Source organism: Streptomyces seoulensis (assembly GCF_022846655.1).
GTDB lineage: Bacteria > Actinomycetota > Actinomycetes > Streptomycetales > Streptomycetaceae > Streptomyces.
Genome location: NZ_AP025667.1, coordinates 972,342 through 992,435, shown reverse-complemented (window position 1 = coordinate 992,435; position 20,094 = coordinate 972,342). Strand labels below are relative to the sequence as shown.

Genomic DNA, 20,094 nt, shown 5'->3' with positions numbered 1-20,094 from the left:
TACAAGTTCTGAGACCGGGCGCGATCGTCCGCCTACCCCTGGACAACTGGCAAGGTTAGGCTAACCTTGCCACGAACCAGTCCGGCGGGCGATCAGCCCTGGTCGAAAGCAGCGCACCCATGTCCCACACCCGTGCCACCCACCTCACCCGTCGCGGCATCCTCGCCGCGGGCGGTGCCCTCGGTCTCGGCGCCGCGCTCGCCGCGTGCGGTGACGACAAGGGCAAGAGTGGCTCCGAGGGGCAGGCGAAGCCGGGCAAGGCCGGCGCGTGGAGCTTCAAGGACGACCGCGGCCAGACCGTGAAGCTGGACTCGGTGCCCACGAAGATCGTCGCGTTCACCGGTGTCGCCGCCGCCCTGTACGACTACGGCATCGAGGTCAAGGGCGTCTTCGGCCCGACGAAGACCAAGGACGGCAAGGCCGATGTGCAGGCCGGCGACATGGACGTCAGCAAGCTGACCGTCTTCGGCAACGTCTTCAACCAGTTCAACGTCGAGCAGTACGCGGCCTTCGCCCCCGAGGTCCTCATCACCACGACCTTCGACCCCAAGGGCGTGCTGTGGTACGTGCCGCTGGAGTCCGCCGAGAAGATAGCCGAGCTGGCCCCCAGCGTCGCCGTCTCCGTCTACGACCGCCCGCTCACCGGCCCGCTCCAGCGCATGTGGGAGCTGGCGGAGTCCCTCGGCGCCGACACGAAGTCGGCCAAGGTCGTGGACGCCAAGAAGCGCTTCGAGGCGGCCGCGGCCCGGCTGCGCAAGGCGGCCAAGTCCCGCCCCGAGATCAAGGTGATGGCCGGCTCGGCCGCGCAGGACGCGTTCTACGTCTCCGGCACCAACCTCTCCGCGGACCTGGAGTACTTCAAGTCCCTCGGCGTGAAGTTCGTCGAGCCCTCGGAGGCGGCCAAGAAGCCCACCGGCGGCTGGTTCGAGACCCTGAGCTGGGAGAACGTCGACAAGTACCCGGCCGACATCATCATCATGGACGACCGCTCCTCGACCATCCAGCCCGCCGACATCACCAAGGCCACCTGGAAGAAGCTGCCCGCCGTCAAGGCCGGCCAGGTCATCCCCCGCTCCGCCGAGCCGATCCTGTCCTACGACAAGTGCGCCCCGCTGCTGGAGAACCTCGCCAAGGCCATCGAGACGGCCAAGAAGGTCGGCTAGCACCTGCCCATCTGAACCCTTCCTGACGTTCAGGAGCCCCGTATGACGACGGCCGTAGCCGCCCCGTTCCGTTTCTTCGCCCTTTCGGTGACCCGGACGAGGCGGCTCGGTCCGTCTCTGCTCCGCGTCACCTTCACCGGTCCCGCTCTGAGCGAGTTCCACTCCGAGGGCCGCGACCAGTCCCTCTCGCTGTTCCTGCCGCAGCCGGGCCAGAGCGAACCCGTGGTCCCGCTGGAACTGGGCGACGACTGGTGGCACGGCTGGCGTGAACTCCCGGACGACGTGCGGGCGGTGATGCGCTCGTACACCCTGCGGGCGCTGCGGCGCGACCCGGACGAGATCGACATCGACTTCGCGCTGCACGGCACCGAGCCCGGCGCCCCGGTCCCGGCCGGGCCCGCCTCCCGCTGGGCGGCCGGGGCCGTGGCGGGCGACCGGGTGCTGCTGCTCGGTCCGGCCCTCGCCGACAACCGCGCCATCCGCTTCCGGCCGCCGGAGGACACCGACCTGATCGTGCTGTGGGGCGACGAGACGGCCGTACCGGCCGCGACCGCCGTCCTGGAGTCGCTGCCGGCGTCCGCCCGCGTGCACGCCTGGCTGGAGGTGCCGCACGCCGGGGACATCCAGGACGTGCGGACCGCGGCGGACGCCCGGATCACCTGGCTGGTGCGGCACGAGGGCGCCCCCTCGGCCGTGGACGCGATGCGCGCGGCCGGACTGCCCACGCACACGAGCCCGTACGTCTGGCTCGCGGGCGAGGCCGGCCAGGTACGGGAGCTGCGGCGGCACTTCGTCGGCGAGCGCGGCACCGACCGGCGGCGCGTCACCTTCGTCGGCTACTGGCGGCGGGGGCTGACGGAAGAACAGCTACGCGCGAGCGCCGCGTAGGGAGCGACTGGAGCGCCCCCCTGGAGTGACGTGCGTCACCGAAGAGGTGTGATTAGAGATCTTCAACTTAGGTTAGGCTTACCTAAGTTGAAGCCGCGGAACTTCACTCCCCTCGTGTTTTCCCTCGGAGGACCCCCTCATGCGCTCGCACCTGCTCAATGGCCTCACCGCGGAGACGTACCGCCGCTCCGTGACCGAAGGAGTAGAGCGGGTGGCGGCCAGACTCGCCACCGCCGCAAGCCCGTTCACCGGCATCACCGTCGACGACCTCGCTCCCCGCGTCGACTCCGTCGATCTCGACCGGCCGCTCGGCGACACCGCCGCCGCGCTGGACGAGCTGGAGGAGGTCTACCTCCGCGACGCCGTCTACTTCCACCACCCCCGCTACCTCGCCCACCTCAACTGCCCGGTCGTCATCCCGGCGGTGGTCGGCGAGGCCGTGCTCTCCGCGGTCAACTCCTCCCTGGACACCTGGGACCAGTCGGCCGGGGGCACGCTCATCGAGCGGAAACTGATCGACTGGACCAACGCCCGCATCGGCCTCGGCCCCGCCGCCGACGGCGTGTTCACCTCCGGCGGCACCCAGTCCAACCTCCAGGCCCTGCTGCTGGCCCGCGAGGAGACCAAGGCCGAGTCCTTCGGCCGACTGCGGATCTTCACCTCCGAGGTCAGCCACTTCAGCGTCAAGAAGTCCGCCAAACTCCTCGGCCTCGGACCGGACTCGGTCGTCGTCATCCCGGCCGACCACGACAAGCGGATGCACACCCTCGCGCTCGCCCACGAGCTGGAGCGCTGCGTCCAGGACGGCCTGGTCCCGATGGCCGTCGTCGCCACCGCGGGCACCACCGACTTCGGCTCCATCGACCCGCTCCCCGAAATCGCGGAACTCTGCGCGCAGTTCGATGTGTGGATGCACGTGGACGCCGCCTACGGCTGCGGACTGCTCACCTCGCTGAAGCACCGGAGGCGCATCGACGGCATCGAGCGCGCCGACTCGGTCACCGTCGACTACCACAAGTCCTTCTTCCAGCCGGTGAGTTCCTCCGCCGTGCTGGTCCGGGACGCGGCCACCCTGCGGCACGCCACCTACCACGCGGACTACCTGAACCCCCGCCGCATGGTGCAGGAGCGCATCCCCAACCAGGTCGACAAGTCCCTCCAGACCACCCGCCGCTTCGACGCGCTCAAGCTGTGGATGACGCTGCGCGTGATGGGCGCCGACGGCATCGGCGAACTCTTCGACGAGGTCTGCGAACTGGCCCAGGAGGGCTGGCGGCTGCTCGCCGCCGACCCGCGCTACGACGTGGTCGTCGCGCCCTCGCTGTCCACCCTGGTCTTCCGCTACATCCCGGCGACCGTCACCGACCCGGCCGAGATCGACCGCGCCAACCTCTACGCCCGCAAGGCCCTGTTCGCCTCCGGCGACGCCGTGGTCGCGGGCACCAAGGTCGGCGGCCGCCACTACCTGAAGTTCACCCTGCTCAACCCCGAGACCACGGCCGACGACATCGCCGCCGTCCTCGACCTGATCGCCGGCCACGCCGAGCAGTACCTGGGAGAGTCCCTTGACCGCGCTTCCTGAAGCCAGCCCCGTCCTTGACTTCGTGGGGATCGGCCTCGGCCCCTTCAACCTCGGCCTGGCCTGCCTCACCGAGCCCATCGAGGAGCTGAACGGCGTCTTCCTCGACTCCAAGCCCGACTTCGAGTGGCACGCCGGGATGTTCCTGGACGGCGCCCACCTCCAGACGCCGTTCATGTCGGACCTGGTCACCCTGGCCGACCCGACCTCGCCCTACTCCTTCCTCAACTACCTGAAGGAGAAGGGCCGGCTGTACTCGTTCTACATCCGGGAGAACTTCTACCCGCTGCGCGTCGAGTACGACGACTACTGCCGCTGGGCCGCGAACAAGCTGACCAGCGTCCGCTTCGGCACCACGGTCACCGAAGTGACGTACGAGGACGGCGTGTACGCGGTGCACACCGACGCCGGTGACACCTACCGCGCCACGCACCTGGTGCTCGGTACCGGCACCCCGCCGTACATCCCGGAGGCGTGCGAGGGCCTGGGCGGCGACTTCATCCACAACTCCCGCTACCTGGCGAACAAGGCGGAGCTGCAGAAGAAGCGCTCCATCACCCTGGTCGGCAGCGGGCAGTCGGCGGCGGAGATCTACCAGGACCTGCTGAGCGAGATCGACGTCCACGGCTACCAGCTCAACTGGGTCACCCGCTCCCCGCGCTTCTTCCCGCTGGAGTACACCAAGCTCACGCTGGAGATGACCTCGCCGGAGTACGTCGACTACTTCCACGCGCTCCCCGAGGACACCCGCTACCGGATCACCGCCCAGCAGAAGGGCCTGTTCAAGGGCATCGACGGCGAGCTGATCAACGAGATCTTCGACCTGCTCTACCAGAAGAACCTCGGCGGCCCGGTCCAGACCCGCCTGCTCACCAACTCCTCGCTGAACAGCGCCTCTTACGACCACGGCACGTACACCCTCTCCCTCCGCCAGGAGGAGCAGGGCAAGGACTACGAGCTGTCCAGCGAGGGCCTGGTGCTGGCCACCGGCTACCAGTACCGCGAGCCGGAGTTCCTGAAGCCGGTCCGCGACCGCCTGCGCTACGACACCCACGGCAACTTCGACCTGGCCCGCAACTACGCCATCGACGTCACCGGCCGGGGCGTCTTCCTCCAGAACGCCGGCGTCCACACCCACAGCATCACCAGCCCCGACCTGGGCATGGGTGCCTACCGCAACGCCTACATCATCCGCGAGCTGCTCGGCTCGGAGTACTACCCGGTCGAGAAGACCATCGCTTTCCAGGAGTTCGCCGTATGACCTTCACGATCCGCCCGCTCGACCCCCTGAAGGACGCGCGCCTGGTGCACGGCTGGGTGACCGACCCGAAGGCCGCGTTCTGGATGATGCAGGACGCCCGGCTGGTGGACGTCGAGCGTGCCTACATGGAGATCGCGGCCGACGAGCACCACCACGCCTTCCTCGGTCTGGACGACGGGGTGCCGGTGTTCCTGATGGAGAGCTACGACCCCGCGCACCGCGAGCTGGCCGGGCTGTACGAGGCGCAGCCGGGCGATGTCGGCATGCACTTCCTGGTGGCGCCCACCGACAGGCCCGTGCACGGGTTCACCCGGCGGGTCATCACCGCCGTGATGGCCCACCTGTTCGCGGACCCGCGCACCCTGCGCGTGGTCGTGGAGCCCGATGTGCGCAACACGGCCGTGCACGCGCTGAACGAGGCCGTCGGGTTCGTGCCCGAGGGCGAGATGGAGAAGCCGGAGAAGCGGGCCTTGCTGAGTTTCTGCACGCGGGAGAAGTTCGAGGCGGCGACGGGGGTCGTGGCATGACCCTGACCGACTCCGTGGCCCACCTCTCCCCCGAGCGCTGGGAGAAGGCCAACCGCCTGCTGATCCGCAAGGCCCTCGCCGAGTTCGCGCACGAGCGGCTGCTCACGCCCGAGCCGGACGGGGAGGAGCGGTACGTCGTCCGCGGTGACGACGAGCTCACCTCGTACCGCTTCTCCGCCGTCCGCCGGGGCCTGGACCACTGGCAGGTGGACGCCGACTCCATCACCCGGCACCGCGAGGGCGCCGAACTGCCACTCGCCGCGCTGGACTTCTTCATCGAGCTGCGGGAGACCCTCGGGCTGAGCGAGGAGATCCTGCCGGTCTACCTGGAGGAGATCTCCTCCACCCTGTCCGGCACCTGCTACAAGCTGACCAAGCCCCGCGTGAGCGCGAAGGAACTGGCCGGCGGCTCGTTCCAGGACATCGAGACCGGGATGACCGAGGGCCACCCGTGCTTCGTGGCCAACAACGGCCGCCTCGGCTTCGGCGTGCACGAGTACCTGGCGTACGCGCCGGAGGCGGCGAGCCCGGTCAAGCTGGTGTGGCTGGCCGCCCACCGCTCGCGCGCCGCGTTCACCGCCGGCGCGGGCGTCGAGTACGAGGAGTTCTTCCGGCGCGAGCTGGGCGAGGCGACCCTGGAGCGGTTCCGGGGCGTGCTCACCGGGCAGGGCCTGGACGCGGACGACTACCTGCTGATCCCGGTCCACCCCTGGCAGTGGTGGAACAAGCTCAGCGTGACCTTCGCGGCCGAGGTGGCCCGGCGCAACCTGGTGTGCCTGGGCGAGGGCGACGACGAGTACCTGGCCCAGCAGTCCATCCGGACGTTCTTCAACCGGACGCACCCGGAGAAGAGTTACGTCAAGACGGCGCTGTCCGTGCTCAACATGGGCTTCATGCGCGGTCTGTCGGCCGCGTACATGGAGGCGACCCCGGCGATCAACGACTGGCTGGCCCGGCTGATCGAGAACGACCCGGTGCTCGCGGCGACCGGCCTCACGATCATCCGCGAGCAGGCGGCCGTCGGCTACCGGCACCTGGAGTACGAGCGGGCGACCGACCGCCACTCCCCCTACCGCAAGATGCTGGCCGCGCTGTGGCGGGAGAGCCCGGTGGCCTCCCTCGGCGAGGGCGAGTCGCTGGCGACCATGGCCTCCCTGCTGCACGTCGACCACGACGGCGCCTCCTTCGCGGGCGCGCTGATCGAGCGCTCCGGCCAGGCGCCGGCCGCATGGCTGCGCGACTACCTGCGGGCCTACTACGTCCCGCTGCTGCACAGCTTCTACGCCTATGACCTGGTGTTCATGCCGCACGGCGAGAACGTCATCCTGGTGCTGAAGGACGGCGCGGTCCGGCGGGCGGTGTACAAGGACATCGCCGAGGAGATCGCCGTCATGGATCCGGACGCGGCCCTGCCGCCGGAGGTCCGGCGCATCCGGGTGGAGGTCCCCGAGGACAAGAAGCTGCTGTCGATCTTCACCGATGTCTTCGACTGCTTCTTCCGCTTCCTCGCCGCCGATCTCGCCGCCGACGGCGTGCTCGGCGAGGACGAGTTCTGGGACACGGTCGCGGAGATCACCCGCGAGTACCAGACGGCGAACCCGCAGCTCGCGGAGAAGTTCGAGCTGTACGACATGTTCGCCCCCCAGTTCGCGCTGTCCTGCCTGAACAGGCTCCAGCTCCGGAACAACAGGCAGATGGTGGACCTCGCCGACCCGTCCGGCGCGCTCCAGCTCATCGGCACCCTTCAGAACCCGCTCGCCGGGCGCTGAGGGAGCGCACGAGACCACGGGCACCCCGGAGACGGTCCTCCGGGGTGCCCGTACCCCTGTTTCCGCCTGCCCGGCTACTTGGCGCGGCGGGCCACCGTGAAGTGGTCGATCCGCTCACCGGTCTCGGCGATGCCGGACACGGTCAGCGTGGTGTGCCGGCCCCTGGGGGCGGGCGTGACGTCCACGCGGAGGAAGGAGTAGTCGAGGTAGCGCACGCGGGACCAGGCGACGGTCTCGGACCGCTTGCCGTCCTTGAGGTTGACGAAGGAGGCGACGGACTCGGTCTCCTTCTCGTGTCCCTCGTAGGTGTCGGGGGCGGTGAAGGCGTACAGGCTGCGGCCGGCCGCGCCCGCGGTGACGTAGACGACGCCCTCGGTCTCGGGGTAGGCGGTGCCGCCGATGGGCAGCTTCTTGACGACCGTGTCGCCCTTGATCACGTCGGTGCGCTCGTACTGGTGGTTGTGGCCGTTGATGACCAGGTCGACCGTGTACTTCTCGAACAGCGGCACCCACTCCTGGCGGACCCCGCCCTCGGAGGCGTGGGCGGTGGAGGTGCAGTAGGCGCAGTGGTGGAAGAAGACCACCACGAAGTCGACGTCCCGCGCGGCCCGGTACCTCTTGAGCTGGGCCTCCAGCCATGTCGTCTGCGTGCCGCCGGAGATGCCGAGGTTGGCCGGGATCTCGTAGGAGATGTCGTTGGCGTCGAGCGAGATGACGGCGGTGTTGCCGTAGACGAAGGAGTAGACGCCGGGCAGGTTGGCCGCGTCGGGGCCGTTGTCCGGGAGGGACCAGCGGGCCTCCTCACCGCCATAGCCGTTGGGCGAGTACCAGGCCTCCATGTCGTGGTTGCCGTAGGCGGGCATCCAGGGGATCTGCTTGGCGACGGACTCGGTCTGGTGCAGGAACTGGTCCCAGGTGCGTGAGTCGAAGCCGGTGTCGGTGGTCTTGCCCGCGCCGGCGGGGTCGCCGTAGGCGATGTCGCCCGCGTGCAGGTGGAAGGCGGGGTTCTGGCCGAGGATCAGGGCGTTGTTGGCCAGGCCGTGGTAGCCGACGCCCTCGTCGCCGAAGGCGGTGAAGGTGAAGGGCGCCTTGTGGGCGGGGGCGGTGGTGAAGGTGCCGAGGGTGCCGAGCAGGTGGGGCTCGGCGGGGTCGAAGCCGTGGTGGCCGACGCCGTAGTAATAGGTCTGGCCGGGGCGCAGACGGCTGAGCCTCGCGTGCACGTAGTACTGGGTGTGGTCGCCGCTCGCACCGACCCCGGCCGGGGTGTGCAAGGTGCGAACCTCGGCGTCGATCTTGCGGGAGAGGTCCCAGGGGTGGGCGCCGACGCGGATGAAGGGGCGCTTGACCGCGACCGGCACCTGCCAGGAGACGGTGATCTCGGTGCGCGGGTCGTTGCCCCAGGCCAGGTGGCGGCCGAAGGGGGCGGCCAGCGCGCCGTCCACCTGCTCGGCGGCCCGCCGGGGAGCCGGCGTCGCGGCGGCGGCCGGGGGCGCGGCGCCGGGCACGAAGGCGCCGCCCGCGACGGTGCCCAGGGTGACCGCGCCACCCCTGATCAGGGTGCGCCGGGAGAATCTGCTCCGCAGGTACTCGTGCCGCTCGGCCATGCTCATCCGCTCGGCCAGCTTCTCGGGTACGCCCATGCGAGGTATGTCCATGACCCCCAAAACTCGGGCCCGACGGCAACACGGTCCGGGACGGGACGTGGACACCGGGCGAACAGCCGCCCATGAGCACACCAACAGGTGCTTGCCCGGAATCGGGCACGATTCTTGCGAAACCGGCGTCCGTACCCGAAGATCTACCGGGTGCACGAGGAACTTGTCGATCATTTGACGCGCTCCACCCCGCTCAGCCGGGGCGAGGCGCTGCGAGTGATACAGGACGTGCTCGCCTTCTTCGACGAGACGACCCAGGACTACGTCCGTCGTCGACACCGAGAACTGCAGGCCCAGGGTCTGCAGAACGCGGCGATCTTCGAACGGATCGATGCGGACCTGAAATACCGCGCGGTGGCACCGCCGGAGCTCACGCTCAGGCAGTTGCGCCGCATGGTCTACGGCTGAGAAGCCAGGGTGAGGGAGCTAACACATGTGCGGAATTGTCGGATACATCGGTAAGCGGGACGTCGCTCCCCTGCTGCTGGAAGGTCTCCAGCGCCTGGAGTACCGCGGCTACGACTCGGCCGGCATCGTCGTCACCTCCCCCAAGACGGCGGGCCTGAAGATGGTCAAGGCCAAGGGCCGGGTGCGTGACCTGGAGGCCAAGGTCCCCGCGCGCTTCAAGGGCACCACCGGCATCGCCCACACCCGCTGGGCCACCCACGGCGCCCCCTCCGATGTGAACGCCCACCCGCACATGTCGGCCGACGACAAGGTCGCCGTCGTCCACAACGGCATCATCGACAACGCCTCCGACCTGCGCCGCAAGCTGGAGGCGGACGGTGTGGAGTTCCTCTCCGACACCGACACCGAGGTGCTCACCCACCTGATCGCCCGCTCCGAGGCCGAGAAGCTCGAGGACAAGGTCCGCGAAGCGCTCCGCCTGGTCGAGGGCACCTACGGCATCGCCGTGATGCACGCCGACTTCCCCGACCGCATCGTGGTGGCCCGCAACGGCTCCCCGGTCGTCCTCGGCATCGGCGAGAAGGAGATGTTCGTCGCCTCGGACATCGCCGCCCTGGTCACCCACACCCGGCAGATCGTCACCCTGGACGACGGCGAGATGGCCACCCTGAAGGCCGACGACTTCCGCACCTACACCACCGAGGGCACCCGCACCAGCGCCGAGCCCACCACCGTGGAGTGGGAGGCCGCCTCCTACGACATGGGCGGCCACGACACCTACATGCACAAGGAGATCCACGAGCAGGCCGATGCCGTGGACCGCGTGCTGCGCGGCCGCATCGACGACCGCTTCTCCACCGTGCACCTGGGCGGTCTCAACCTGGACGCCCGCGAGGCGCGCCGCATCCGCCGCGTGAAGATCCTCGGCTGCGGCACCTCGTACCACGCGGGCATGATCGGCGCCCAGATGATCGAGGAGCTGGCCCGCATCCCCGCCGACGCCGAGCCGGCGTCCGAGTTCCGCTACCGCAACCCGGTCGTCGACCCCGACACCCTGTACATCGCGGTCTCCCAGTCCGGTGAGACGTACGACGTGCTGGCCGCCGTGCAGGAGCTGAAGCGCAAGGGCGCCCGCGTCCTCGGTGTGGTCAACGTGGTCGGCTCGGCCATCGCCCGCGAGGCCGACGGCGGCATCTACGTGCACGCCGGTCCCGAGGTGTGCGTGGTCTCCACCAAGTGCTTCACCAACACCACGGTCGCCTTCGCGCTGCTCGCGCTGCACCTGGGCCGCACCCGCGACCTGTCCGTGCGCGACGGCAAGCGGATCATCGAGGGCCTGCGCAAGCTGCCCGGACAGATCGCCGAGATCCTCAAGCAGGAGGAGCAGGTCCGCGAGCTGGCCGAGGAGTACGCGGAGAGCCGCTCGATGCTCTTCATCGGCCGGGTCCGGGGCTACCCGGTCGCCCGCGAGGCCTCCCTGAAGCTCAAGGAGATCACCTACATCCACGCCGAGGCGTACCCCGCCTCCGAGCTGAAGCACGGCCCGCTGGCCCTGATCGAGCCCGCCCTGCCGACGGTCGCCATCGTCCCCGACGACGACCTGCTGGAGAAGAACCGCGCCGCGCTGGAGGAGATCAAGGCCCGCAGCGGCAAGATCCTCGCGGTCGCCCACCAGGAGCAGGAGAAGGCGGACCGGACCATCGTGGTCCCGAAGAACGAGGACGAGCTGGACCCGATCCTCATGGGCATCCCGCTCCAGCTCCTCGCCTACCACGCGGCGAAGGTCCTGGGCCGCGACATCGACAAGCCGCGCAACCTGGCCAAGTCGGTGACCGTGGAGTAGTCCACGCCCCCGGACACAAAGAAACGGACCCTCGCGCGAGCCGTCGTGGGGGTCCGTTTCCGTGCCGCTGCCCGTGCCGCTGTCCTCGGCCGGTGGCCGTCACCCCCCGGCCGGCAGCACGACTCGCCTGCGGCGTCGGCCGTTGTATGCCCGGCACGGGCATGAGGGACACCTCTACGCGCGAGTAGCTTCACGGAGCGGGAAGTGGGGCGATCGCAGAGGAAGTTGAGGCGTCAGGGGATCACGATCACGGGCCGCCGGGCCCGCTTGGTGAGCCGGCCGGCCACGGAGCCGAAGATCCGCCCGGCGATGCCGTGCGTGGAGCCGACGACGATCGCGTCCGCCTCGTACTCCCGCCCGACCTCCTCCAGTTCATGGCAGATGTCGCCGCCGCGCTCCACCAGGATCCACGGCACCTCGCTCAAGTGGTCGGCGCAGGCCAGCTCCAGACCGAGCACCTCGGTGCGGTGGTCGGGGACGTCCACGAAGACGGGCGGCTCACAGCCCGCCCACACCGTGGTGGGCAGCCGGTTGGCCACGTGGACGATGATCAGGCCCGAACCGGAGCGGTGGGCCATGCCGACGGCGTAGGCGAGGGCGCGCTCGCTGGAGGTGGAGCCGTCGAAGCCGACGACCACTCCGTGCTTGAAGGCGGGATCGCAGGAAGGGCGTGCCTCTTCCGCCGCCAGGGGCTCGGCCGCCGTGGGTTCGGCTACCGGCCGCTTGCGGTCCGCGGGTTCGAAGAATTCGTGACCGGCCATGGCTGTCTCGGCGTCGTGATCCTTGTATGGAGGGGGAACATCGTGCGGCGGAGCTGTGTCCGGGAAACGTCTTCCCATCCCCATACCCTCAAGGGTACGGCGGCACGCCTCCCAGTCGCAGTTCACGCACACGCTCCGTGAGCGGCCCTCCGGGAAGTCCCGAGGGGTTCCCCGGAGCATGCACGAGCGGCGCCCCTTACGCAATGGTCGCTGCCCCGTACAGGCGTTTTGCCGGGACCCGTGCATCAAGGGGGTGACCGTCCGGCCGTCCGCGCGTTGAACCCCCTGAACCGCCGCCCCCAGGGAGCCCGCAGATGCCCGCAGCCCGCCCCGCGCACCGGTCCGCACCCGGATCGGACACCGCGCGTGAGGTGATCCGCTGGGCGGCCCTCTGCTGCGTACTGGTACCGGTGATCCTGCTGTGGTGCGGTACGGCGCCCACCCTGGCCGTGGGCGCGGGGGTGGGCCTGGGGGCGGTCACCGGTGCGTGCCGGCTGCTGTTCCATCGCTCGCTGCGGGAGGCCGCACGGCGAGTCGCAGATCACAGGAGGGCTGGTACACCGGTCGACTGACCGGTTTCCACACCCTCGAACGCTGCTTTTCAGCCAAGTTCTGAATATCGCTCCGGAGGGGTTCCAACCACCCCTCAACCCCCGTTCCACCTGCACAAACAAGGGTCGTCCGACCCGTCGCACCCTATGCGGTTTGGCCACCCCGTGGAGGCGTACTTCCCTGCACGCCCCACGAGTGCAACCCTTCGTGATCGAATGCTTCACGCCAAGTTGTCATGTCGACAATGCACCGCGTGTGGAACTGGCCACCGGCAGACCGCGGGAGCCAGTAGATTCGATCTTGATGTCTTACGGCGGGGGACTCGTGCAGGACCGAGGGGAAACGTGCAGGAGCGACAGACCCGAAGCGTAAAGGGAGCCGCGACCACCGAGGGGGGCTTAGCAGTATGAGCCACGACTCCACCGCCGCGCCGGAAGCCGCTGTCCGGAAACTGGCCGGGCGACGCCGCAAGGAGATCGTCGCGGTGCTGCTGTTCAGCGGCGGCCCCATCTTCGAGAGTTCCATACCGCTTTCGGTGTTCGGGATCGACCGCCAGGACGCCGGAGTGCCGCGCTACCGACTGCTGGTGTGCGCCGGCGAGGACGGCCCGCTGCGGACCACAGGGGGCCTGGAACTCACCGCGCCACATGGGCTGGAGGCGATCTCCCGTGCGGGCACGGTCGTCGTACCGGCCTGGCGCTCGATCACCTCGCCGCCACCGGAGGAGGCGCTCGACGCGCTGCGCCGGGCGCACGAGGAGGGGGCCCGCATCGTCGGCCTGTGCACCGGGGCGTTCGTCCTGGCCGCGGCCGGCCTGCTGGACGGCCGCCCGGCCACCACCCACTGGATGTACGCGCCGACGCTGGCCAAGCGCTATCCGTCGGTGCACGTCGATCCGCGTGAGCTGTTCGTCGACGACGGCGACGTGCTCACCTCGGCCGGTACGGCGGCCGGGATCGACCTGTGTCTGCACATCGTGCGGACGGACCACGGCAACGAGGCCGCCGGTGCGCTGGCCCGCCGCCTGGTGGTGCCGCCCCGCCGCAGCGGCGGTCAGGAGCGCTACCTCGACAGGTCTTTACCCGAGGAGATCGGCGCCGACCCGCTGGCCGAGGTCGTCGCCTGGGCGCTGGAACACCTCCACGAGCAGTTCGACGTGGAGACGCTGGCGGCACGCGCCTACATGAGCCGCCGTACGTTCGACCGCAGGTTCCGCTCGCTTACCGGCAGTGCGCCGCTGCAGTGGCTGATCACCCAGCGGGTGCTCCAGGCGCAGCGGCTGCTGGAGACCTCCGACTACTCCGTGGACGAGGTCGCGGGCCGCTGCGGCTTCCGCTCGCCGGTCGCGCTGCGCGGGCACTTCCGCCGCCAGCTCGGCTCGTCGCCCGCGACCTACCGGGCCGCCTACCGGGCCCGCAGGCCGCAGGGTGAGCGGCAGATCGAGCAGGAGCAGCAGCTCGCGCAGCACGGTGTGCCGCAGGGTCCGGCCGCGGCCGGGCTGCCCGGTCACGGCCCGGTGACCCCCGTGCCCTCGGTCCTGCACCAGGACCGGGACGGCGGGGTGCCGCTGCAGAGCCGTCGCCACGCGGGCGCGGTGAGTCTGCTGCCGGGGCCGCGCGGAGGCGGCTGAGCATCACCGGCGAGAAGGGGGTGGGAGGAGGCTCGGCCTCCCCCACCCCCTTCTCCGTGCGTACGGGCGGGTCCGGGCGGGTCCGGGTCCCCTTAAGGTGAGACACATGAACGATCGCATGGTGTGGATCGACTGCGAGATGACCGGCCTCTCGCTGTCCGACGACGCGCTCATCGAGGTGGCCGCCCTCGTCACCGACTCCGAGCTGAACGTGCTCGGCGAAGGGGTGGACATCGTCATCCGCCCGCCGGACTCCGCGCTGGAGACGATGCCCGAGGTGGTGCGCCAGATGCACACCGCCTCCGGCCTGCTGGAGGAGCTGGCCGGCGGCACCACGCTCGCCGACGCCGAGGAGCAGGTGCTCGCCTACATCCGGGAGCACGTCAAGGAGCCCGGCAAGGCCCCGTTGTGCGGCAACTCCGTCGGCACCGACCGCGGCTTCCTGCTGCGCGACATGCCCACACTGGAGGCCCACCTCCACTACCGGATCGTCGACGTGTCCTCGGTCAAGGAGCTGGCCCGGCGCTGGTACCCGAGGGCGTACTTCAACAGCCCGGAGAAGAACGGCAACCACCGGGCGCTGGCCGACATCCGCGAGTCCATCGCCGAGCTGCGCTACTACCGCGAGGCGGTCTTCGTCCCGCAGCCCGGCCCGGACTCCGACACCGCGAAGACCATCGCGGCGAAGTACGTCCTGCCGCCTTCGTAGCCCACCGGGAACGCGTGCGCGGAAACGTGTGCGCGAGCACCCCTCTGGACCCTGTAGACTTCTTCTCGGCCGGTCGGGGAAACGACAAGTTCCACCGCCGGTCGTGGTGGGTGTAGCTCAGCTGGTAGAGCACCTGGTTGTGGTCCAGGAAGTCGCGGGTTCAAGTCCCGTCACTCACCCTGTAGGACTTTGGGGCCGATCCGTTTCGACGGATCGGCCCCAAAGTCGTTTCCGCGCCACGTTCCCCCCTGCCATCCTGCGTGTCATGTCCGCACGAAACCGCCGCCTCCCCCGCGACCGCGCCTGGCCCCTGACGACCACGGACGTCTCCGCCCACCTCGGCCCCCTGATGAGCCGGATCACGGAGCTGCGCTTCCTCACGGGCCTCGACAGCGGGACCATCGTCCTGGGCGCGGCATGGGTAGCCCCTCTCTCCCGCAACCACGGCAGGGGGATGCACCCGGACTCGGTCGGCTTCCGCGTGGACGTCCACCCGGTCGCCGCCGGGGAACGCGCCGCCGTCCGCGACGTGCTGCGCGCCCAGGCCCTCCCGCGGCTCCACGAGTGGATCGCCGAGGAGAGCGCCGCCACCGAGACCTGGCGGCTCACTCCCCACGAGCGCCTCTGGCACCTGACCGACGGCCGTCTGACACACGAGGACGACCCCGACCGGAGGTCGCCCGCCTCAACGGCCCACACCGGAGGGGCGGCACGCCTTCGGCGCGACACCCCCTAGGACGATTCCCGGCCCACCAGCTCCGTGGCCAGCACCGCGTGCCTGCGCTCCAGCCCCCGCGTCCCAGCCGGGCGGCGGTCCGCGATCTCGGCCAGGAGGAGGTCGATCATGGCGCGGCCCATCTCCTCTATGGGCTGGCGGACGCTGGTGAGGGGCGGGTCCATGTGGCGGGCGATGGCGGAGTCGTCGTAGCCGACGAGGGCCACGTCGTCGGGGATGCGGCGGCCCGCTTCGCGCAGGGCCTGGCGGGCCCCCGCCGCCGTGACGTCGGAAGCGGCGAAGACCGCGTCCAGGTCGGGGCGGCGGGCCAGCAGGGCCGCCATCGCGCGGCGGCCGCCGTCCTCGGTGAAGTCGCCCGGTTCGAGCAGCAGTTCGTCCACCTCCAGCCCCGCGCCCCGCAGCCCGTCCCGGTAGCCGTCGACGCGGCGCTGGGCGCCGTAGACGTCCGGGCGGCCGGTGATGTGAGCGATGCGGCGGCGACCTCGGCCGAGGAGGTGCTCGACGGCCGAGCGTGCGCCGCCGTAGTTGTCGGAGTCCACGGAGGTGAGCGTCTCCCCCGCCGACCGGGGGCCGCTGATCACGGCCGGAATCTCCAGCCGGTCCAGCAGGTCGGGCAGCGGGTCGTCGGCATGCACGGAGACCAGGAGGACGCCGTCCACCCGGTGCGCGGCGAGGTACTCCGCCAGCCGCTGCCGCTTCCGGTCGCTGCTGGCGAAGATCAGCAGCAACTGCCACTCGGTGTCGGCCAGTTCGGCCCCCACCCCGCGCAGCATGTCGGAGAAGTACGGCTCGGCGAAGAACCGGGTCTCCGGCTCGGGCACGACCAGCGCGATGGAGTCGGTGCGGTTGGCCGCGAGGGCACGGGCCGCGGTGTTGGGGACGTACCCGAGTTCCGCGACCGCCGCTTCGACGGCCGCGCGGGTGGTGTCGCTGACCCGCGGGGAGCCGTTGATCACCCGGGAGACCGTGCCGCGGCCGACCCCGGCCCGGGCGGCCACCTCTTCGAGCGTGGGCCGCCCCCCGCTCCGGCCGCCCCGCGCTCCGTGGCTCGCCATGGCCTCCGCCTCTCTCGGCCGTCCAGCTCCGGCCTGGAATGTAACAGTGGCCATCCGGACCGGGTCGTCACCGCCGCCCGGTTAACAGCCCGATAACTGAACGCCGTTGGGCGTGCGCACTCCCTTGACACCCCGTCCCGAACGGACGAACCTTCAACCCATCACATGTGGGAGCGCTCCCACACTACCTGACACCTACATATCCCGCACGTTCCCCGCCCGAGCCGCAGCGAGTACGAACGGGCCCAGATCCACGCGATTTCCATGCAGTTGGCCGGGGGGTCGGCACGTCAGGCAACAGGAGGACGCAATGCGTACGAGCATCCGCAGGTCCCGCGGCACGGTGGCCATGGTCGCCGCAGCCGCGCTGGCCACGGGTCTGCTGGCCGGCTGCGCCAGTGACTCGGACGACGGCTCGTCGGACGCGGGCGGCGGCGACGGAAACGGCAAGATCACGCTGACGGTCGGCACCTTCGGGGTGTTCGGCTACAAGCAGGCCGGTCTGTACGACGAGTACACGAAGCTGCACCCGGACATCAGCATCAAGGAGAACGTCACCACCCGCACCGACGTGTACTGGCCGAAGGTGCTCACCCGCCTCCAGGCCGGCTCGGGCACCGACGACATCCAGGCCATCGAGGTCGGCAACATCACCGAGGCCGTGCAGACGCAGGCCGCCAAGTTCGTCGACATCGGCAAGGACGCCGACAAGTCCCAGTGGCTGGACTGGAAGACCGCCCAGGCCACCACCGCGGACGGCAGGACGATCGGCCTCGGCGTCGACATCGGCCCGATGGCGATCTGCTACCGCAAGGACCTCTTCGAGAAGGCCGGTCTGCCCACCGACCGCACCAAGCTCGCCGAGCAGTGGAAGGGCGACTGGTCCAAGTACGTCGACCTCGGCAAGCAGTACATGAAGAAGGCGCCGAAGGGCACCAAGTACGTCGACTCGGCGTCCTCGGTGTACAACGCGTCCCTGGGCGGTTCCACGGAGCGGAACTACGACAAGGACGGCAAAGTCGTCTGGGACAAGTCCAAGGGTGTGAAGGACGCCTGGGACGCCGCGATGAGCGTGGCCACCAGTGACATGTCCGCGAAGCTGAAGCAGTTCGACCCCACCTGGGACAAGGGCTTCGCCAACGGCAGCTTCGCCTCGCTGGCCTGCCCCGCCTGGATGCTCGGCTACATCGGCGAGAAGGCCGGCGACTCCGGCAAGGGCAAGTGGGACGTGGCGGCGGCGCCGACCGCGTCCAACTGGGGCGGCTCCTTCCTCGGCGTGCCGACGGCGAGCAAGCACCAGAAGGAGGCCGTCGCGCTGGCCAAGTGGCTGACCGCGCCGGAGCAGCAGGCCAAGGTCTTCGCCAAGCAGGCGAGCTTCCCCTCCACCCCGTCGGCGTACGCGGGTCTGAAGCCGCAGGCCGACACCACGGCCTACTTCTCGAACGCGCCGCTCACCCAGATCTTCTCCGACTCGGCCAAGACCATCCCGGCCCAGCCGCTCGGTCCGAAGGACAAGCCGATCGACACCGCGATCAGTGACATCGGCATCCTCCAGGTGGAGCAGAAGGGCAAGACCCCGGCCCAGGGCTGGGAAGCCGCGTCCAAGGAGATCAAGGACGTGCTCGGCCAGTGACCTCAAAAGAGGCTCTCGCGCATCACGCGTCGAGCGCCGAGACCGCGCCCGGCATCCCGCCGGGCGCGGTCCGGGGCGCTCGGGGTCGCGGTGCGCCGGACGGCGCCCCCTCCTGGCGCAGCCGGCTGTACCGCTGGGACACGAAGGCGTCGCCGTACGCGTTCGTGACCCCCTTCTTCGTGCTGTTCGGCGTGTTCACGCTGGTCCCGCTGCTGTACACGGTCTGGTACTCGCTGCACGACGTGCAGTTGTCCGCGCTGGACCACCAGAGCTGGGCGGGCCTGGACAACTACCGCAACCTGCTGTCCTCGGACTTCTTCTGGAACGCCCTGCGGAACACCTTCACCATCGGCGTGATCTCCACGGTCCCGCAACTGATGGCGGCGCTCTGGCTGGCCCACATGCTCAACTACCGGCTGCGCGGCTCGACCGTGTGGCGCGTGGTGATGCTGACCCCGTACGCCACCTCGGTGGCGGCCGCGACGCTGGTGTTCGCGCTGCTGTACTCGTGGGACGGCGGCATGGTGAACTGGATACTCCACTTCTTCGGGGTGGACGCCATCAACTGGCGTGAGTCCGACTGGGGTTCGCAGTTCGCGGTGTCGACCATCGTGATCTGGCGCTGGACCGGCTACAACGCGCTGATCTACCTGGCCGCGATGCAGGCCATCCCGGCGGACCTGTACGAGTCGGCCGCGCTCGACGGTGCCAACCGGCGCCAGCAGTTCTGGCACGTGACGATCCCCCAACTGCGGCCGACGGTGCTGTTCACGATCGTGGTCTCCACCATCGGCGCCACCCAGCTCTTCGGCGAGCCCCTGCTGTTCGGCGGGGTCAGCGGTTCCAAGGGCGGCTCGGAGCACCAGTACCAGACGCTCGGGCTGTACATGTACGACCAGGGCTGGATCATCGGCAACCTCGGCAAGGCGTCCGCGATCGCGTGGTCGATGTTCCTGATCCTGCTGATCGTCGCGGCGGTCAACCTGCTGCTGACCCGATGGCTGAGGAGGTCCGATGACCACCGGTGACCTCGTTCTCCCCGAGGCGCGCACGGGCCGGCGCCGGGCCACGAAGGCGGGCAAGCAGTTGCACGCCGGTCCGGTGACGTACGTGGCGCTGACCGTGTTCGCGCTGATCTCGCTGGCCCCGCTGGTGTGGACGGCGGTCGCGGCCTCGCGCACCGACCGGCGGCTCGCCCAGTCCCCTCCGCCGCTGTGGTTCGGCGGCAACCTGTTCAAGAACCTCGAGGCCGCCTGGGACCAGGCCGGGCTCGGCCTGGCGATGTTCAACTCGCTGATCGTCGCGGGCACGATCACGGTCAGCACGGTGGTCTTCTCCACGCTGGCCGGCTTCGCCTTCGCCAAGCTGCGGTTCCGGTTCTCGGGCCTGCTGTTGCTGCTGACCATCGGCACGATGATGATCCCGCCGCAGCTCGCCGTCGTACCGCTGTACCTGTGGATGAGCGACCTCGGCTGGTCCAACCAGCTCCAGACGGTGATCCTGCCGAGCCTGGTGACCGCGTTCGGCACGTTCTTCATGCGGCAGTACCTGGTGCAGGCGCTGCCCACCGAACTGATCGAGGCGGCGCGGGTCGACGGCGCGAGCAGTCTCAGGGTCGTCTGGCACGTGGTGTTCCCGGCGGCGCGGCCCGCGATGGCGGTGCTCGGCCTGCTGACCTTCGTGTTCGCCTGGAACGACTTCCTGTGGCCGATCATCGCCCTGAACCAGCAGAACCCGACCGTGCAGGTCGCCCTGAACGCGCTCGGCACCGGCTACGTCCCGGACCAGGCGGTCATCATGGCGGGCGCGCTGCTCGGCACCCTGCCCCTGCTCATCGCCTTCCTGCTGTTCGGCAAGCAGATCGTGGGCGGCATCATGCAGGGCGCGATCAAGGGCTGAACCGCCGTACGGAGGGCCGGGTCACC

The 20,094-nt window shown here is 69.8% G+C and carries 18 protein-coding genes and 1 tRNA gene; 16 read left to right on the top strand and 3 right to left on the bottom strand.

Annotated features, from left to right (window positions below; genetic code table 11):
- Positions 1-119 precede the first annotated feature (119 nt).
- The 6 genes from HEK131_RS04625 to HEK131_RS04600 all read left to right on the top strand — a co-directional run bounded on the left by HEK131_RS04625 (position 120) and on the right by HEK131_RS04600 (position 7,187).
- On the top strand, positions 120-1,163 hold the full coding sequence (locus HEK131_RS04625) for an ABC transporter substrate-binding protein (protein ID WP_244333761.1): 1,044 nt from the start codon (positions 120-122) through the stop codon (positions 1,161-1,163).
- A 42-nt stretch (positions 1,164-1,205) separates the two neighbouring features.
- Positions 1,206-2,051, top strand: a complete 846-nt coding sequence (locus tag HEK131_RS04620) for a siderophore-interacting protein (RefSeq protein ID WP_244333760.1) — start codon at positions 1,206-1,208, stop codon at positions 2,049-2,051.
- Between the two features lie 139 nt (positions 2,052-2,190).
- Positions 2,191-3,633, top strand: coding sequence for a lysine decarboxylase DesA (desA, locus tag HEK131_RS04615; RefSeq protein WP_244333759.1), 1,443 nt, complete (start codon positions 2,191-2,193; stop codon positions 3,631-3,633).
- Positions 3,617-4,891 (top strand): lysine N(6)-hydroxylase/L-ornithine N(5)-oxygenase family protein, encoded by a 1,275-nt coding sequence (locus HEK131_RS04610; RefSeq protein ID WP_217461672.1) that lies wholly within the window; start codon positions 3,617-3,619, stop codon positions 4,889-4,891. The genes desA and HEK131_RS04610 overlap by 17 nt, the downstream gene beginning before the upstream one ends.
- Positions 4,888-5,418 (top strand): GNAT family N-acetyltransferase, encoded by a 531-nt coding sequence (locus tag HEK131_RS04605; RefSeq protein WP_244333758.1) that lies wholly within the window; start codon positions 4,888-4,890, stop codon positions 5,416-5,418. The genes HEK131_RS04610 and HEK131_RS04605 overlap by 4 nt, the downstream gene beginning before the upstream one ends.
- Positions 5,415-7,187: an IucA/IucC family protein gene (locus HEK131_RS04600; protein ID WP_244333757.1), complete on the top strand. Its 1,773-nt coding sequence runs from the start codon at positions 5,415-5,417 to the stop codon at positions 7,185-7,187. The genes HEK131_RS04605 and HEK131_RS04600 overlap by 4 nt, the downstream gene beginning before the upstream one ends.
- A 74-nt stretch (positions 7,188-7,261) precedes the next feature.
- Here the strand turns inward: HEK131_RS04600 and HEK131_RS04595 are convergent, their stop codons facing one another.
- Positions 7,262-8,827 carry a purple acid phosphatase family protein gene (locus HEK131_RS04595; protein WP_244451937.1) on the bottom strand — a complete coding sequence of 522 codons (1,566 nt, stop codon included), beginning with the start codon at positions 8,825-8,827 and terminating at the stop codon, positions 7,262-7,264.
- A gap of 165 nt (positions 8,828-8,992) precedes the next feature.
- Between HEK131_RS04595 and HEK131_RS04590 the strand changes: the two genes are divergently transcribed.
- A complete protein-coding gene (locus tag HEK131_RS04590; RefSeq protein ID WP_030816599.1) occupies positions 8,993-9,250 on the top strand; it encodes a hypothetical protein in 258 nt (85 codons plus the stop codon).
- A 25-nt stretch (positions 9,251-9,275) separates the two neighbouring features.
- Positions 9,276-11,093 (top strand): glutamine--fructose-6-phosphate transaminase (isomerizing), encoded by a 1,818-nt coding sequence (gene glmS / locus HEK131_RS04585; RefSeq protein ID WP_244333756.1) that lies wholly within the window; start codon positions 9,276-9,278, stop codon positions 11,091-11,093.
- A 233-nt stretch (positions 11,094-11,326) separates the two neighbouring features.
- Here the strand turns inward: glmS and HEK131_RS04580 are convergent, their stop codons facing one another.
- Complete coding sequence (locus tag HEK131_RS04580) at positions 11,327-11,854, bottom strand: universal stress protein (protein ID WP_217461677.1); 528 nt, start codon at positions 11,852-11,854, stop codon at positions 11,327-11,329.
- Between the two features lie 314 nt (positions 11,855-12,168).
- Between HEK131_RS04580 and HEK131_RS04575 the strand changes: the two genes are divergently transcribed.
- The 5 genes from HEK131_RS04575 (at position 12,169) to HEK131_RS04555 (ending at position 15,481) form a co-directional block, all read left to right on the top strand.
- Complete coding sequence (locus tag HEK131_RS04575; RefSeq protein ID WP_244333755.1) at positions 12,169-12,426, top strand: hypothetical protein; 258 nt, start codon at positions 12,169-12,171, stop codon at positions 12,424-12,426.
- Between the two features lie 386 nt (positions 12,427-12,812).
- Positions 12,813-14,036 (top strand): helix-turn-helix domain-containing protein, encoded by a 1,224-nt coding sequence (locus HEK131_RS04570; RefSeq protein ID WP_244333754.1) that lies wholly within the window; start codon positions 12,813-12,815, stop codon positions 14,034-14,036.
- 106 nt (positions 14,037-14,142) lie between these two features.
- Complete coding sequence (gene orn / locus HEK131_RS04565; RefSeq protein WP_217461679.1) at positions 14,143-14,745, top strand: oligoribonuclease; 603 nt, start codon at positions 14,143-14,145, stop codon at positions 14,743-14,745.
- Between the two features lie 106 nt (positions 14,746-14,851).
- A tRNA-His gene (locus HEK131_RS04560) sits at positions 14,852-14,924 on the top strand.
- An 86-nt stretch (positions 14,925-15,010) separates the two neighbouring features.
- Entirely contained in the window at positions 15,011-15,481 is a 471-nt protein-coding gene (locus tag HEK131_RS04555; RefSeq protein ID WP_244333753.1) for a hypothetical protein, read from the top strand.
- Here the strand turns inward: HEK131_RS04555 and HEK131_RS04550 are convergent.
- Positions 15,478-16,536: a LacI family DNA-binding transcriptional regulator gene (locus HEK131_RS04550; protein WP_244333752.1), complete on the bottom strand. Its 1,059-nt coding sequence runs from the start codon at positions 16,534-16,536 to the stop codon at positions 15,478-15,480. The two genes, HEK131_RS04555 and HEK131_RS04550, sit on opposite strands and share 4 nt — an antisense overlap.
- A 310-nt stretch (positions 16,537-16,846) precedes the next feature.
- Here HEK131_RS04550 and HEK131_RS04545 point away from each other — a divergent pair, with 310 nt between their 5' ends.
- The 3 genes from HEK131_RS04545 to HEK131_RS04535 are packed head-to-tail and all read left to right on the top strand — an operon-like array spanning position 16,847 to position 20,068.
- Positions 16,847-18,169, top strand: a complete 1,323-nt coding sequence (locus HEK131_RS04545) for an ABC transporter substrate-binding protein (RefSeq protein ID WP_244333751.1) — start codon at positions 16,847-16,849, stop codon at positions 18,167-18,169.
- Positions 18,166-19,197: a carbohydrate ABC transporter permease gene (locus HEK131_RS04540; RefSeq protein WP_217461683.1), complete on the top strand. Its 1,032-nt coding sequence runs from the start codon at positions 18,166-18,168 to the stop codon at positions 19,195-19,197. The genes HEK131_RS04545 and HEK131_RS04540 overlap by 4 nt, the downstream gene beginning before the upstream one ends.
- On the top strand, positions 19,184-20,068 hold the full coding sequence (locus HEK131_RS04535) for a carbohydrate ABC transporter permease (protein ID WP_244333750.1): 885 nt from the start codon (positions 19,184-19,186) through the stop codon (positions 20,066-20,068). Before HEK131_RS04540 ends, HEK131_RS04535 begins: the two co-directional genes overlap by 14 nt.
- The last annotated feature ends 26 nt before the right edge of the window (positions 20,069-20,094 follow it).